This is a genomic window from Devosia neptuniae, from assembly GCF_025452235.1.
Lineage (GTDB): Bacteria > Pseudomonadota > Alphaproteobacteria > Rhizobiales > Devosiaceae > Devosia.
Genome location: NZ_CP104965.1, coordinates 2,602,575 through 2,615,373 on the forward strand (window position 1 = coordinate 2,602,575; position 12,799 = coordinate 2,615,373).

Below are 12,799 nucleotides of genomic sequence, written 5' to 3' on the forward strand. Positions count from 1 at the left end.
TTGCCGGCGAGCATGTCCATTTTCACTTCCTTCGATGTTAAGCGCGCTTTTCGAGCTTCGAGCGAAGATAGATGGCGACGCCGTTGAGCATGATCATGACGAGGAGCAGTACCATGATCGCCGCGGCGGTGCGGGGTTCGAAGAAATTGCGGTTTTCGTTGCCCTGCCAGAGATAGATCTGGACCGGCAGGGCGGTGGCCTGGTCGAGCGGGGTAGCCGGCACGGCGGCGACGAATGCCTTCATGCCGATCAACAGGAGTGGAGCGGTTTCGCCCAGAGCATGGGCAACGCCAAGGATGGTGGCGGTCAGGATCGAGGGGAAGGTGACCGGCAGCACATGGTGGAACACCATCTGCGTCTTACTGGCACCCATGCCGAGCGCCGCCTGGCGCAGAGCCGGGGAGACGCCGAGCAGGGCGCCGCGGGTGGCGATGATGATGGTGGGCAGGGTCATCAGGGTCAGCACCAGGCCGCCGACGATGGGGGCGGAGATGGGCAGGTGCATGTAATTGATGAACACAGCGGCGCCGAGCAGACCGAAGACGATGGAGGGCACGGCAGCCAGATTGTTGATATTGACCTCGATCAGGTCGGTGAGGCGCGATTTGGGCGCGAATTCCTCAAGATAGATGGCTGACGCCACCCCGATCGGGACGGCCAACAGGATGACGACCATCATCATCCAGAGGGTGCCGACAAAGGCGCCGAGCAGGCCGGCGCTGGCGGGAGCGGCGCGGCTATCCACATTGGTGAAGATCGACCAGGCAAAGCCCGAGGTGATGGTGCCATTGGCCTCGAACTGGTCGATCAGGGCGCGGGCGGGAGCGGCGAGCTGTTGCTGGGCGTCGCCCAGGTCGCGGTTGATATTGCCCTTGATCCAGTTGTCGGCATTGGCGGAGGCAAGCACGTCGACCTGGACGGTCTGGCCGAGCAGGCTGGGGTCGTTGACGAAGAGCTCGCGGACGCGGTGGCGGGCGTCGGTTTCAGCAATGGTCAGGAGCTGGCGGGTGTCGATATCGAAACCGGCAGGTGCGGCGGCACGCAGCGAGGCCTCGATCACCTTGTTCCAGTTCAGCATGGCGACATCGCGCTGCCATTTGAGGCTGGCGGCACGGAAATCGGCCTCCGACTGGTCCGCAGTGCGCACAGGCGCCGGATCGACGTCGATCACGGCGGGATCGAAGGTGACCGACAGGTGCAGATTGGACTGCGTAAAGGCCGGAATGCCTTTGCGCACGATATCGGTGAAGAGCAGGGCAACGAAGCCCAGCGCGAGAATGATGGCGGCCAGGCCAAGCCCGCGAAAGATCGCTTCGCTGAGATGGCGCCGGGCGAGGCTGGCGCGGATCAGCCGAGTGCGTTCGTCGGATGGCTGGGTGGTGGAGAGCATATCGGTCATGATTATTCGTATTGCTCCCGGAAGCGGCGAACGATGAAGAGCGCGAAGATATTGAGGCAGAGGGTGATGACGAAGAGGGTCAGGCCCAGGGCAAAGCCGACCAGCGACTGGGGGCCGGCGAAGTCGGTGTCGCCGGTGAGCTGGTTGACGATGGAAACGGTGATGGTTGCCACCGGCTCGAAGGGATTGCCGCGCAGGACCGGGCTATTGCCGGCGGCGAGCACCACGATCATGGTTTCGCCCACTGCACGGCTGACGGCCAGCAGGAAGGCGCCGACGATGCCGGGCAGGGCGGCGGGCAGCAGCACATTGCGGATGGTCTCGGACTTGGTGGCGCCCAGGCCATAGGCGCCGTCGCGCAGGGTGCGCGGCACCTGGTTGAGAATGTCATCGGACAGCGAGGACACGAAGGGGATGATCATGATGCCCATCACGATGCCGGCAGTGAGGGCAGACGTGGCGTTGATGGAGAGACCGATGAGATTGCCGGCGTCGCGCAGGAAGGGGCCAACCGTGACCAGGGCGAAGAAGCCGAAGACGATGGTGGGGATGCCGGCCAGGATTTCGATAAGCGGCTTGGCCACGGCGCGCAGCTGGCGCGGCGCATACTGGCTGAGATAGATCGCCGCCATCAGGCCCACCGGCACGGCGACCAGCATGGCGATCAGGGTGATCATCAGCGTGCCGGCGAGCAGCGGCAGCAGGCCATAGCTGCCCCAATTTCCGGCGGTGCCGGCATTGTTGGGGTTCCAGACCGTGCCGAAGAAGAAATCAAGCGGGTTGATGAAGGTGAAGAATTTCAGCGCTTCGGTGACCAGCGAGGCGACGATGCCTACGGTGGTCAGGATGGCGACGCCCGAGCAAGCGAGCAGCAGCAGGTTGATGGCACGTTCGACTGCATTGCGGGCGCGGTGGCGGGCGGTGATGCGGCTGCGGGCATAAAGCAGCGCGACAATCCCGGCGACAGCGGCGGCGGCAACCACGATCAGAAAGGTGATGAACTGGAACGAGCGCAGGGCATCGCCAGCGGACTGTTCGTAGGGCAGGACGTCGCCGGCCACGCCATAGCCCGAGGCCAGGGCCTTGATGCGGGCGATGGTGGCGTTTAGGCCGACCTGGTCGAGCGCCTGGATAGCGTCGACGGGAATTTGGGAAACGATGAAATTGTGGGTGATGCCATCGCCGAACCAGCCCCAGAGGCCGATGATCGCGAGGGCCGGCAGCAATGCCCAGATGGCGACGTAGGAGCCGTGATATTGCGGGCGGGAGTGAACCTTGACGCCATCGGCAGTCGCCAGGCCCCGGCCGCGGGACCAGCCCGACTGATAGGCCAGACCAAGCAGAACCAGCAACAGGCCGGCAATGATCAGGGAATTCATTCGCAAGCGCCCCAGAGGAAAACGAGGAGGACCGCGCCCGAGGGCGCGGTCCGGATTGGCTTATTGTGCGCCGGCTTCGAAAGCGGCGAGCACTTCAGCGGTCTTTTCTTCCGGCTGGGGGATCAGGCCAGCGGCTTCGAGCGAGCCACCAGCGGCCGCTTCGGAGAGGAAGAACTGCACGTATTCTTCGATGCCGGGGATGGTGCCGATGTGCTGACCCTTGACGTAGAAGAACAGCGGGCGGGAGACCGGGTATTCGCCAGCGGCGACCGATTCATTGGACGGCACGACGCCATTGACGGTCGCGACCTTCAGGGTGTCCTTGTTCTGGTCGTAGAAGGACAGGCCGAACACGCCAACGGTGTTGGGATTGGAGGTCAGGCGAGCCAGGGTTTCGGTGTAGTCGCCCGAGATCTCGACCACGACATCCTGACGGAAGGTGGTGAGGGCTGCGGTGTGTTCTTCTTCGGTCAGGCCTTCCGGAAGACCGGCTTCTTCGGCGCCAGCATCGATCACTTCGAGCTGGAACACTTCACGGGTGCCGTGATTGGTGCCGGGGATGGCCAGCGAAATGTCCTGATCGGGCAGGGACGGATCGATGTCGGACCACTTCTTGTAGGGATTGTCGACCAGGGCGCCATCAACGGGAACCTTGGCGGCAATGGCCTTGTAGACCTGGAGCGGGGTGAGGGCGAAATCGGGGCCCGAAGCGGCCGAGGCGAAAACGATGCCGTCATAGCCGAACTGGATTTCACGGATGTCGGTCACGCCGGCAGCGGTGCAAGCCTCGCGCTCGCTATCCTTGATGGCGCGGCTGGCATTGGCGATGTCGATGGTGTTGTCGCCAACGCCTTCGCAGAACTGCTTGAGACCGCCACCGGTGCCGCCGGAGCCGACCACGGGGGTCTTGAATTCGGGGAAAGCGGCGCCGAATTCTTCGGCAACGATCGAGGCGAAGGGCAGCACGGTGGACGAGCCGGCGATCTGGATGGTGTCACGCGACTGGGCGAAGGCAGGAGCGGCGCCAAATGCGGCGAGCGCGATGACTGCGGCACTGGCGTAAAGTGCGGTCTTCATGGGGATTTCCCTTTTACGAATTCGATTTCAAATCTGGCTAGCCGATCCGGCAATCGTTTGCTGGCGCCGCCCTCTGACGCCGCCGACCATATGGGCGCTTCGCAACAGTTTTATTGCGGTTCAATGACTGGTTTGTGACGGTGTAAGTGTTTGAAAATTATGAGGTTCGCCGATCATATCGCCGTCCGGAGGGTGCTCTATGACGGAGTTTTGTGACGGCGGGTTGGTGAGTCCGTCGGGCGGTGGAGGGCGCCGGCAAGGGATATCCTAGGGGGGATTTGTGACAGTCTGAGTAAGGTTTGGGATGGGCTGTCGGGGTGGCCGAGCACGCTGATGGCTCCAAACCCCTCACCCGTCTCGGCCTGTCGGCCGATCCACCCTCTCCCTCAAGGGGCGAGGGGTGGCTCCGTGGCTAGCGAGCCGCTGTGCCTTCCTTCTCCCCTTGAGGGAGAAGGTGCCCGAAGGGGCGGATGAGGGGTTTCTCCGACTTACCGCAGCAGCGGCCGTACTTCGGCCTGCACCTTGCGCATCAAGGGCAAAAAATTGGCGATCATGTGGGAGGTGGAAGCGCGGGCGGTTTGGGCGCCGATATTGAGGGCGGCGACGGTTTGGCCCTGGGCGTTGAAAATGGGCACGGCGATGGAGCAGAGGCCCAGTTCGAGTTCCTCATCGATCACGGCAAAGCCCTGCGCGGCGACGACGGCCAATTCGGTGGTAATGGTGGGCAGGTCCGCCTTGGTCTTGGCGGTGTAGGCGATGAGCTCGGATTGGTCGAGCACGGCTTTGGCCTTGGCGGGCGGCAAGGCGCTCAAGAGGACGCGGCCCATGGAGGTGCAATAGGCGGGCAGGCGCGCGCCGGGCGCCAAATTGATCGACATGACCCGGCGAATGGAGGCGCGGGCGATGTAGAGAATGTCGGTGCCTTCCAGCATGGCGGCCGAGGTGCTTTCGCCGGTGGCGGTGGAAAGTTCTTCGAGGAAGGGCTGGATGAGGCGGGGGAGTGGGGTGGCGGCCAGATAGGAATGGCCCAGATTGAGCACGCGCGGGGTGAGGCGGAAGAATTTGCCGTCATAGCTGGCATAGCCAAGGCTGGTGAGGGTCAAGAGGCACCGGCGGGCGGTGGCGCGTTCGAGGCCTGTCCGATTGGCGACATCGGTGATCGACTGGCTGGCATGGCCCTCGTCGAAGCATTCGATGACGGCGAGGCCCTTGACCAGGCCGTTGATGATATCGCCCTCGCGCATGGCCGGCTCCTCTTGTTCGGCAAGCGAACAGATAGCGCATTGCGCATTCGGGGCGCTAGATGTTCGTGCTGAGGTCGCGGCCGTAGAAGTCCGATTGCGGATCGGTCAGCACGAGGGTGCGGATCCGGTCCCACAGATAGCTGCGCAGTTCGATGAAGCGGGGTTCGGCACGGACGTCATAGGTCCAGCGGGGTCGGTCGAGGCCGACATCGATGACTTCGAGGACGCGGCCGGGGCGCGGGCCCATGAGCACGATCTGGTCGGAGAGCAGGATGGCTTCGTCGACGCTATGGGTAACGAAGAGGGCCACCGATTTGCGCAGGGTCCAGAGGCGCATCAGTTCGATCTGCATCAGTTCGCGGGTTTGCGCGTCGATGCTGGCAAAGGGTTCGTCGAGCAGCAGGATGGCGGGCTCGGAGGCGAGGGCGCGAGCCAGGGCGACGCGCTGTTTCATGCCGCCGGAGAGTTCGCTGGGATAGGCATCGGCAAAGCGGGTGAGGCCGACCAGTTCGATGTAACGGTCGGCGCGGGCGCGGCGTTCGGCCTTGTCGGGAATGGTTTCGACCAGGGCGAATTCGACATTGCCGCGCACGCTGGACCAGGGGATGAGCCGAAAGGACTGGAACACGAAGCCCATGTCGGGGCCGGGCGCGGGTGCCTGGCCGGAGACGGTGATGGTGCCGGTATCGGGCGCGATGAGGCCGTTGACCATGCGCAATATGGTGGTCTTGCCGCAGCCGGAGGGGCCGAGCAGCGAGACGAAAGCGCCGTCGCGTACGGTGAGGTCGACATTGGCGAGGGCGAGCGTGCCGCCGCCATCCTTGTGGTTGCCGAAAGTCTTGGAGACGCCCCGCAGCAGGATGCGCGGCGCTGGGGCCGCGGCATCAACTGAACCGGTGTGCTGGGGGGCGTCGCCGATCATCGCGTCACGTTGTCCATGGTGGAGTCGGGGCCGAGTTCGGCGAGGACCGCGTCGAGGATGGAGAAATCGGTCCATTCGGCCAGTTCGACCTTGCGCACGGTCGCGAAGTCTTCGCCCTGGTAGAGGGCGGTGGTGGTGTAGTTGAGCTCGTCCTTGTTGAGCCCGCCATTGACACTCCAGCCTTTGGCGAAGCTGGTGCCAAGGGCTTGCAGGGTTGCCAGGTCGATATCGGGGCGGGCCTTGTGCATGGCGGCGGCCCAGACGGCGGGATCGGCGGCGAAATCGCGGGAGGCCTTGACCAAGGCGGTGATCACCTTCTTGACGTCTTCGGCGCGCTCGTCGAGCACCTTCTGGGTGACGATGTTGACCTTGCTGACCACGGGAGCCGCTGCGTAATAGGCGTCCTGATCGATCAGGACATGCAGGCCCGTGGTGTCGGCCATGGCGCTCCAGGTGCCGATCGACATGGTGGTGGCATCGACCTGGCCGGCGACGAGCGCCTGGGCGCGGACATTGGGCTGGCCCAGGGCGACGAATTCGAGCGTGTCGGTATCGACATCGGCGGCCTGCAGCACCCGGGTGCTGAGCGATTGATCGAGGCTGCCGGGGCGGCCGATGCCGAAGCTTTTGCCGGCCAGGTCCGCAGGGGTGGCGATGGAATCCTTGGCAGCGATCAGGAAGGGCAGGGATTTATTGGGCGAGACGACGGCGCGCAGATCGGTGGCGCCGCCGGCGACCAGCAGCAGCAGGGCATCGGTGCCGATATTGGCCATTTCGCCTTCGCCGGCCTGGAGCGCCGCCAGGGCGGAGGGGGTCTGCTGCACGCGAACCAGTTCAACCTCGACGCCTTCGCGTTCGAAATAGCCTTCCTGCAGGGCCAGATCCATCACCGAATTGGGCACGAGCGGGGTTTCCAGATCCGTGACGATGAGGCGGAAGGGCTGGGCCTGGGCGGCCAGGGTAGACAGCAGGAAAGCAGCAGCGAGGCCGCCGAGCAGTTTGAGGTTCACGGGGATGACTCCTGGACGCGCGAAAATTGTTGTCAGACGATTACTTCACTTCGGCGCCAGCGTCCTAGCCGAATTTCAACAAAACGCAGCGCCTCGGTGACGATGACGCCGACAAAGGCCAGGGTCAGCACGACGACGAAATATTCGGCCATGCGGAAGGTATTGCCATAAATGGCGAGTAGGCCGCCCAGGCCTTTGACCGCGGTATAGAGTTCGGCGACGACGGTGTTGATCAGCCCGATCGTGGCGCCGACGCGCAGGCCCACGATGATGAAGGGCACGGCGCCGGGCAGCACGATCTGGGTGAAGATGCGCTGGCGTCTGGCGCCGACAGAACGGGCCATTTCGACCAGTTCCTGATCGGAATTGAGCGCGCCGGCATAGGTATTGATCAGGATGGGCATGACGGCGCCCAGGAAGATGATGAGAATCTTGGCCTGGGGGCCGAGGCCGAGAAAGACGATGATCAGCGGAATGAAGGCGACGCGGGGCGTGGCCGAGAGCGCGTAGACGAAGATTTCGAGCGTCTTGCCGAGCGGGCGGATGGTGCCCATGAGCAGGCCGAGCGGCACGCCGACGAGAATGGCGACGGCGTAACCGCCGAGATAAATCGAGAGGCTATCGAACAGGGCGGTGCCCAGCCGGCCTTCGGCAATGAGGCGTTGCGCCGCCTGAAGAGTCGCAAGCGGGGAGGGGATGAGATTGCGCGCCACCTGCGTCGAGGCCAGCCACCACAAGCCAATGAGGGCGGCGAGAAAGAGCAGGCGATAGACTGCGATTTTCATGGGCGGCGACCTTGGCGTGCGGCTGATGCCGCGCTGTTGGTGTTCATCGGCAACGGCCGGCGCGGCGCGGAACACGCTTTCAAGGCCTCAAATACACTCCGGCCGGGTGCGCGAAAATAGTGTTTCGCTTCCCGGCCCGAGATGATGTCGGATGGTTCCCAACGGGGCAGGCGGCGGCCGATCGTTTATGCCGGCCCGTCTGCCCCCGTTGCAACGGCGTGTTACTGGCCGATCTGGGCGACGAGTTCGTCGAACTTGGCCTTGGCCTTGGGCGGCACGCGGGCGGCCTGCAGGTCTGCCAGGTTGGCCGGGTCTTCGCCAACGACGATCAGACCAACCATGCCCATGGCAAAGTGCGGTGCGCATTTGTAGCCATAGGCGCCGGCCACGTCGAAGGTGACGCTGAACTGCTCGTTGACCTTGCCTTTGAACTCATTGCCGCCTTCGGGGAACATGCCCTTGATGGTCTCGGCATTGTGGCCCTTGTCGGTGGGAATGAAGGTGACGGTGTCGCCGGGGGCGATCTGCAGGAAGGCTGGCTCGAACACCATGGTGTTGCCGGCCGCGTCCTTGTTGAGCATGTGAACTTCGAACTCGGCCGCGGAGAGCGACATGGTCGAGACAGCGGTAACGGCCGCGAAGGCGAGGATACCGAAAATCTTCACGTTGAATACTCCTTCTTGGCGCCTGAGGCGCAATGTCATGCAGGCCGATGCGTCAGATGCATCGGCGCGCAAACCCATAGGACACGGCTTGGTCGAGCGCCAGTAACGCAAGTGTCGCGCCCCTCCGATTTCAGCTGCCGCCAAGGCCACGATAGGATGCCGGCTCTGCCCGATCAATATGGCCTGGTAAACAGCTGCACCGGTAAACGGCCCGCAAGGCGGGCGGTTCCTTCGATTAGCCCTCGAGAGCCTTGCCGAGATGGAGACCCGCGCTGCGCTCGATCTCGACAAAGCCGAGATGGTGATAAAAGCCGATGGCACGGGCATTGGTGGGGCTGACGCCCAAATGGACCGCTTTGGCGCCGGCTTCGCGCAGCGAGGCCAGTTCGGCCTCGATCAGCTTGCGGCCCCAGCCGCCCGACTGGGCGGGTGGCAGGAGATTGATATGCAGATGCGCGGGGTGGCTGGCGGCGACGCCGGCATGGCTGTGGACCGGGTTGGCGATGCGGTCGAGCACCTTGGCGTCGAAGGGAGCTGTAGCGGTGCGGCCGGCATAGTGCCGGGCCAGTTTGGGCCACCATTGGCGGTCCAGCCTGGCCTCGAAGGCATTGGTATCGGGCGTGCCGACGATGTAGCCGACCACTTCGCCGTCGTCGTCGGCCACGAAGGCATGCGCCGGTTCGAAGTCGAGATAGGGCACGGACCAGACGAGGCCCGGATAATCCGGATCGGAAAACAGTGCGCTGGCATCGGTGCCGGAATCGGCGGTGAGCAGGCAGATTCGGAAGAGATCGGCGCGGTCGGCGGGGCGGGCGGGCCGGATATGGATCGGCATTATGGGCTCTATGCTGGTGTTTGCGGCAAGCCTAGGCGAAGCGGGGTGGCGAGTAAATCGGCGCGAAATCGTGATGGCGATGGACGAAATCGGCGGTGATCGCGCTTTTCAGTGTGGCCGGTTTGGATTAGGCCGGAGGGGCAATATCAATGAGTGTCCTCGATGTCCCTGAGCAGCAGACTGAAACGCAGCGGCTTTGACCTTTATCTCCTGTTGCTGCTGGGCGCAGTGGTTTTGGCGAGTCTGTTGCCGGTGCAGGGCGTGGCAGCGGAGGTGCTGTCTCGGGTGGTGTATTTTGCCGTGGCGCTGCTGTTTTTCCTTTATGGGGCGAAGCTGAATACCTCGGCGATTGTCGCCGGGCTGAGCAATTGGCGGCTGCAGGCGCTGGTATTCGCCAGCACGTTCATTGCCTTTCCGCTGGTCGGATTTGCGCTATCGAGCGCGCTGTCGCCCTGGCTGCGACCGGAAATCGTCATCGGGCTGCTCTATCTGGCGGTGCTGCCTTCGACGGTGCAGTCCTCCATCGCCTTTACCTCGATTGCGCGTGGCAATGTGCCGGCGGCGGTTTGTGCGGCGTCGATTTCAAACCTGCTGGGTGTGTTCATCACGCCGATCTTTGCGGCACTGCTGCTGCATACCAGCGGGGAGGGCGGATTTGACCTGGGCTCGATGGTTGATATCGGGGTGCAGATTTTGCTGCCGTTCATCGTGGGGCAATTGGCCCGGCCGCTGGTGGGCAAGTTCATCCAGCGCCATGCCAAGCTGACCCAGGTGGTGGATCGCGGCTCGATCCTGCTGATCGTTTATTCGGCGTTCAGCGCCGGCATGGTGGCCGGCATCTGGCAGCAGGTGGACCTGACTACCCTGGCCATCATGATCGCGGCCGATATCGTGCTGCTCGCCATCATCATGGTGGGGACGAGCTTTGTCGGGCGGGTGACCGGGTTGGCGCGGGAGGATCGGCTGGTGCTGCTGTTCTGCGGCTCCAAGAAGAGTCTCGCCAGCGGATTGCCGATGGCCAATATCCTGTTTGCCGGGCAGACGGTGAGCCTGATCGTGCTGCCGCTGATGATCTTTCACCAGATCCAGTTGTTTGTCTGTGCGGTGATCGCGCAACGCGAGGGGCATAGGGCGAGCGAGGCGATAGCACTGGACGCGGCGGCAAAACCTGCCTGAGTTAACCTTTAGTTAACCATAAGGGGGCACCCTTAGGGCATTCTGAGTAACTTGGTTTTGGGGGCTCAGAAAGCGACAACCTATGTATGACTTCGCACCCGATGCCAGCGCCACCGAGGCCCTGGTTGGCCTGCCGGTAGCAGATGTCGAAAGAGATCTGATCCTGGCGACGTTGCGGCAGACAGAAGGAAACCGTACCCACGCCGCCAATGTCCTGGGTATCTCGATCAGGACGATGCGGAACAAGTTGAGGGAATATGCCGAAACCGGCCTGGAAATTCCCCCGGCAGTGCAGCACGAACACTAACAAAGAAGCCCCGCATACTGGCGGGGCTTTTTGTTTTGATCCTGTGCAGCGTCACACAAGCTTCATCAAACATACATGGTCGCGTCAATCAGCGGCCCTAGGTGTGCCCGCAGTTTATTGGCGGGGCTGGCTGCATGCTGAAGATCTCTCACGTTTCGCGACGGTTCGGTAACAAGCTTGCCGTCGACGATGTGACGCTGGAGATCCCGCAGGGCCAGATGGTCGGGATTATCGGCCGCTCCGGTGCCGGCAAATCGACGCTGCTGCGCATGATCAATCGCCTGTCGGACGTGTCGAGCGGCTATATCGACTATGAGGGCAGCCGGGTTTCGGAGCTGAAGGGGCAGGCGCTGCGTGGCTGGCAGCGCGACTGCGCCATGATCTTCCAGCAGTTCAACCTGGTGCCGCGGCTCGATGTCATCACCAATGTGATGCTTGGGCGGCTCAATGGCCGCAACCCGCTGCTCAATCTGCTGCAGGTGTTTTCGGCCGACGAGCAGTTTGCCGCGCTCAAGGCGCTGGAACGGCTGGACATTGCCCAGACCGCCACGCAATGGGCGCAGACCCTGTCGGGTGGGCAGCAGCAGCGCGTCGCCATCGCCCGGGCCCTGATGCAGGGGCCCAGGATGATCCTGGCCGACGAGCCGATTGCCAGCCTTGATCCGCGCAATGCCCAGATCGTCATGGATAGCCTGCGCGACATCAATGCCGAGGGCAAGATTACCGTCATCACCAATCTGCACACGCTCGATACGGCGCGCGCCTATTGCGAGCGCATTATCGGCATGGCAGCGGGCAAGGTGGTGTTCGATGGCACGCCGGACGAGCTGACCACCGATGTGGCCCGCACCATCTATGGCGCCGACGGGCTCAAGGAAGCGTTTTCCGAAGCGCTGACCTCGACCTCGATCACCCCGCTGACCCTCAAGACATCCAGCGCCCAACCAGCGCCGTAACCGACGTTCCGCTGCCGGAATTCCGGCATGCCGACACATGAGCGACACCAAAGGAAAAACATCCATGTCCGCGATCCGTAAAATCCTGCTGGCCTCCGTGGCCCTGACCATGTCGACCGCTGCCTTTGCCCAGGACGTCACCGTGCTGCGCATCGGCCTTGATGGCGGGGAAAACGAGAGCGATCAGCTGCGTCGTTCCGAATGCGTTGCCGAGCCGCTGAAGGCTGCAACGGGCGTGTCCGAAGTGCAGTTCTTCCCCTCGCCGGACTATAATGGCGTGATCCAGGGCCTGCTTGGCGGCACGATCGACATCGCCATCATGGGCGCGTCGTCCTATGCCAAGATCTACATTGCGGACCCGGAAGCCGTGGATCCGGTGCTGACCACCCAGCAGGCTGATGGCTCGACCGGCTATCACTCGATCATGGTGGCGCGCAAGGATTCGGGGATTACCGATCTGGCTTCGACCAAGGGCAAGAAGCTGGGCTTTGCTGACCCGGATTCGACCTCGGGTTACCTCGTTCCCAACGTAGCGCTGCCGGCTGCTATCGGCGCGCCGATTGCTGAATTCTACAGCGAAACCGGCTTTGGTGGCGGCCATGAAAACCTGGTTCTGGGCGTGCTCGATGGCACCTGGGATGTTGGCACCACCTTTGGTTCGGGCCAGGGCGAATTCTCCGAGGGTTACACTTCGGGCAATCTGCGCATCATGGTCGACAAGGGCCTGCTCGACATGGACGATCTGGTGGAAGTCTGGCAGTCGCCAATCATCCCCAACGGCCCGCTGATGGTGTCCAACAAGCTGCCGGCTGATCTCAAGACCAAGGTCACCGCCTTCTTCAAGGCCCTGCCGGAAACCGACTTTGAATGCTTCGACGCGTTCACCGCTGGCGGCTACACCAATTTCGTGGATGCCAACCAGGAAATGTACCAGACCATTATCGACGCTCGTAAGTCGATCATCGGCGGCTGATTTCTCAACACACTCGAAGCGGCACCTCCCCTCGACGGGGGAGGTTGGGAGGGGGTGCGTGAGCCCCGATA

At 63.1% G+C, this 12,799-nt stretch carries 12 protein-coding genes and 1 pseudogene; 4 read left to right on the forward strand and 9 right to left on the reverse strand.

Going from position 1 to position 12,799, the window contains the following annotated elements:
* Positions 1–37: 37 nt before the first annotated feature.
* From pstA to N8A98_RS15650, 9 genes are all read right to left on the reverse strand, one after another.
* The gene (pstA, locus tag N8A98_RS15610) at positions 38–1,399 is read right to left on the reverse strand and encodes a phosphate ABC transporter permease PstA (protein WP_262166625.1); all 1,362 of its coding nucleotides are present in this window, start codon (positions 1,397–1,399) and stop codon (positions 38–40) included.
* Positions 1,400–1,401: 2 nt separating this feature from the next.
* A complete protein-coding gene (pstC, locus tag N8A98_RS15615; protein WP_262166627.1) occupies positions 1,402–2,778 on the reverse strand; it encodes a phosphate ABC transporter permease subunit PstC in 1,377 nt (458 codons plus the stop codon).
* A 60-nt stretch (positions 2,779–2,838) separates the two neighbouring features.
* Positions 2,839–3,855 (reverse strand): substrate-binding domain-containing protein, encoded by a 1,017-nt coding sequence (locus N8A98_RS15620; protein WP_262166628.1) that lies wholly within the window; start codon positions 3,853–3,855, stop codon positions 2,839–2,841.
* A 488-nt stretch (positions 3,856–4,343) separates the two neighbouring features.
* Positions 4,344–5,099 (reverse strand): IclR family transcriptional regulator domain-containing protein, encoded by a 756-nt coding sequence (locus tag N8A98_RS15625; protein ID WP_113121875.1) that lies wholly within the window; start codon positions 5,097–5,099, stop codon positions 4,344–4,346.
* A 55-nt stretch (positions 5,100–5,154) separates the two neighbouring features.
* The gene (locus tag N8A98_RS15630) at positions 5,155–6,021 is read right to left on the reverse strand and encodes an ABC transporter ATP-binding protein (RefSeq protein ID WP_262166630.1); all 867 of its coding nucleotides are present in this window, start codon (positions 6,019–6,021) and stop codon (positions 5,155–5,157) included.
* Complete coding sequence (locus N8A98_RS15635; RefSeq protein ID WP_262166632.1) at positions 6,018–7,031, reverse strand: ABC transporter substrate-binding protein; 1,014 nt, start codon at positions 7,029–7,031, stop codon at positions 6,018–6,020. Before N8A98_RS15635 ends, N8A98_RS15630 begins: the two co-directional genes overlap by 4 nt.
* A 32-nt stretch (positions 7,032–7,063) precedes the next feature.
* A complete protein-coding gene (locus N8A98_RS15640) occupies positions 7,064–7,816 on the reverse strand; it encodes an ABC transporter permease (RefSeq protein ID WP_262166633.1) in 753 nt (250 codons plus the stop codon).
* A 221-nt stretch (positions 7,817–8,037) separates the two neighbouring features.
* A complete protein-coding gene (locus tag N8A98_RS15645; RefSeq protein ID WP_262172018.1) occupies positions 8,038–8,430 on the reverse strand; it encodes a pseudoazurin in 393 nt (130 codons plus the stop codon).
* 286 nt (positions 8,431–8,716) lie between these two features.
* Positions 8,717–9,316 (reverse strand): GNAT family N-acetyltransferase, encoded by a 600-nt coding sequence (locus N8A98_RS15650; protein ID WP_262166635.1) that lies wholly within the window; start codon positions 9,314–9,316, stop codon positions 8,717–8,719.
* A gap of 162 nt (positions 9,317–9,478) precedes the next feature.
* Between N8A98_RS15650 and N8A98_RS15655 the strand changes: the two genes are divergently transcribed.
* From N8A98_RS15655 to phnD, 4 genes and pseudogenes are all read left to right on the forward strand, one after another.
* Complete coding sequence (locus N8A98_RS15655; RefSeq protein WP_262166637.1) at positions 9,479–10,492, forward strand: bile acid:sodium symporter family protein; 1,014 nt, start codon at positions 9,479–9,481, stop codon at positions 10,490–10,492.
* Positions 10,493–10,604: 112 nt separating this feature from the next.
* Positions 10,605–10,799, forward strand: a pseudogene (locus N8A98_RS15660) (helix-turn-helix domain-containing protein); the annotation flags it as partial.
* 134 nt (positions 10,800–10,933) lie between these two features.
* Positions 10,934–11,755, forward strand: coding sequence for a phosphonate ABC transporter ATP-binding protein (gene phnC / locus N8A98_RS15665; RefSeq protein WP_262166638.1), 822 nt, complete (start codon positions 10,934–10,936; stop codon positions 11,753–11,755).
* A gap of 64 nt (positions 11,756–11,819) precedes the next feature.
* On the forward strand, positions 11,820–12,728 hold the full coding sequence (phnD, locus tag N8A98_RS15670) for a phosphonate ABC transporter substrate-binding protein (protein WP_262166640.1): 909 nt from the start codon (positions 11,820–11,822) through the stop codon (positions 12,726–12,728).
* The last annotated feature ends 71 nt before the right edge of the window (positions 12,729–12,799 follow it).

What these genes read in the sequence shown, in the direction of transcription:
- pstA (WP_262166625.1), bottom strand. Translation starts at nt 1,399, where the DNA reads ATGACCGATATGCTCTCCACCACCCAGCCATCCGACGAACGCACTCGG.
- pstC (WP_262166627.1), bottom strand. Translation starts at nt 2,778, where the DNA reads ATGAATTCCCTGATCATTGCCGGCCTGTTGCTGGTTCTGCTTGGTCTG.
- N8A98_RS15620 (WP_262166628.1), bottom strand. Translation starts at nt 3,855, where the DNA reads ATGAAGACCGCACTTTACGCCAGTGCCGCAGTCATCGCGCTCGCCGCA.
- N8A98_RS15625 (WP_113121875.1), bottom strand. Translation starts at nt 5,099, where the DNA reads ATGCGCGAGGGCGATATCATCAACGGCCTGGTCAAGGGCCTCGCCGTC.
- N8A98_RS15630 (WP_262166630.1), bottom strand. Translation starts at nt 6,021, where the DNA reads ATGATCGGCGACGCCCCCCAGCACACCGGTTCAGTTGATGCCGCGGCC.
- N8A98_RS15640 (WP_262166633.1), bottom strand. Translation starts at nt 7,816, where the DNA reads ATGAAAATCGCAGTCTATCGCCTGCTCTTTCTCGCCGCCCTCATTGGC.
- N8A98_RS15645 (WP_262172018.1), bottom strand. Translation starts at nt 8,430, where the DNA reads ATGTCGCTCTCCGCGGCCGAGTTCGAAGTTCACATGCTCAACAAGGAC.
- N8A98_RS15650 (WP_262166635.1), bottom strand. Translation starts at nt 9,316, where the DNA reads ATGCCGATCCATATCCGGCCCGCCCGCCCCGCCGACCGCGCCGATCTC.
- N8A98_RS15655 (WP_262166637.1), top strand. Translation starts at nt 9,479, where the DNA reads ATGTCCCTGAGCAGCAGACTGAAACGCAGCGGCTTTGACCTTTATCTC.
- phnC (WP_262166638.1), top strand. Translation starts at nt 10,934, where the DNA reads ATGCTGAAGATCTCTCACGTTTCGCGACGGTTCGGTAACAAGCTTGCC.
- phnD (WP_262166640.1), top strand. Translation starts at nt 11,820, where the DNA reads ATGTCCGCGATCCGTAAAATCCTGCTGGCCTCCGTGGCCCTGACCATG.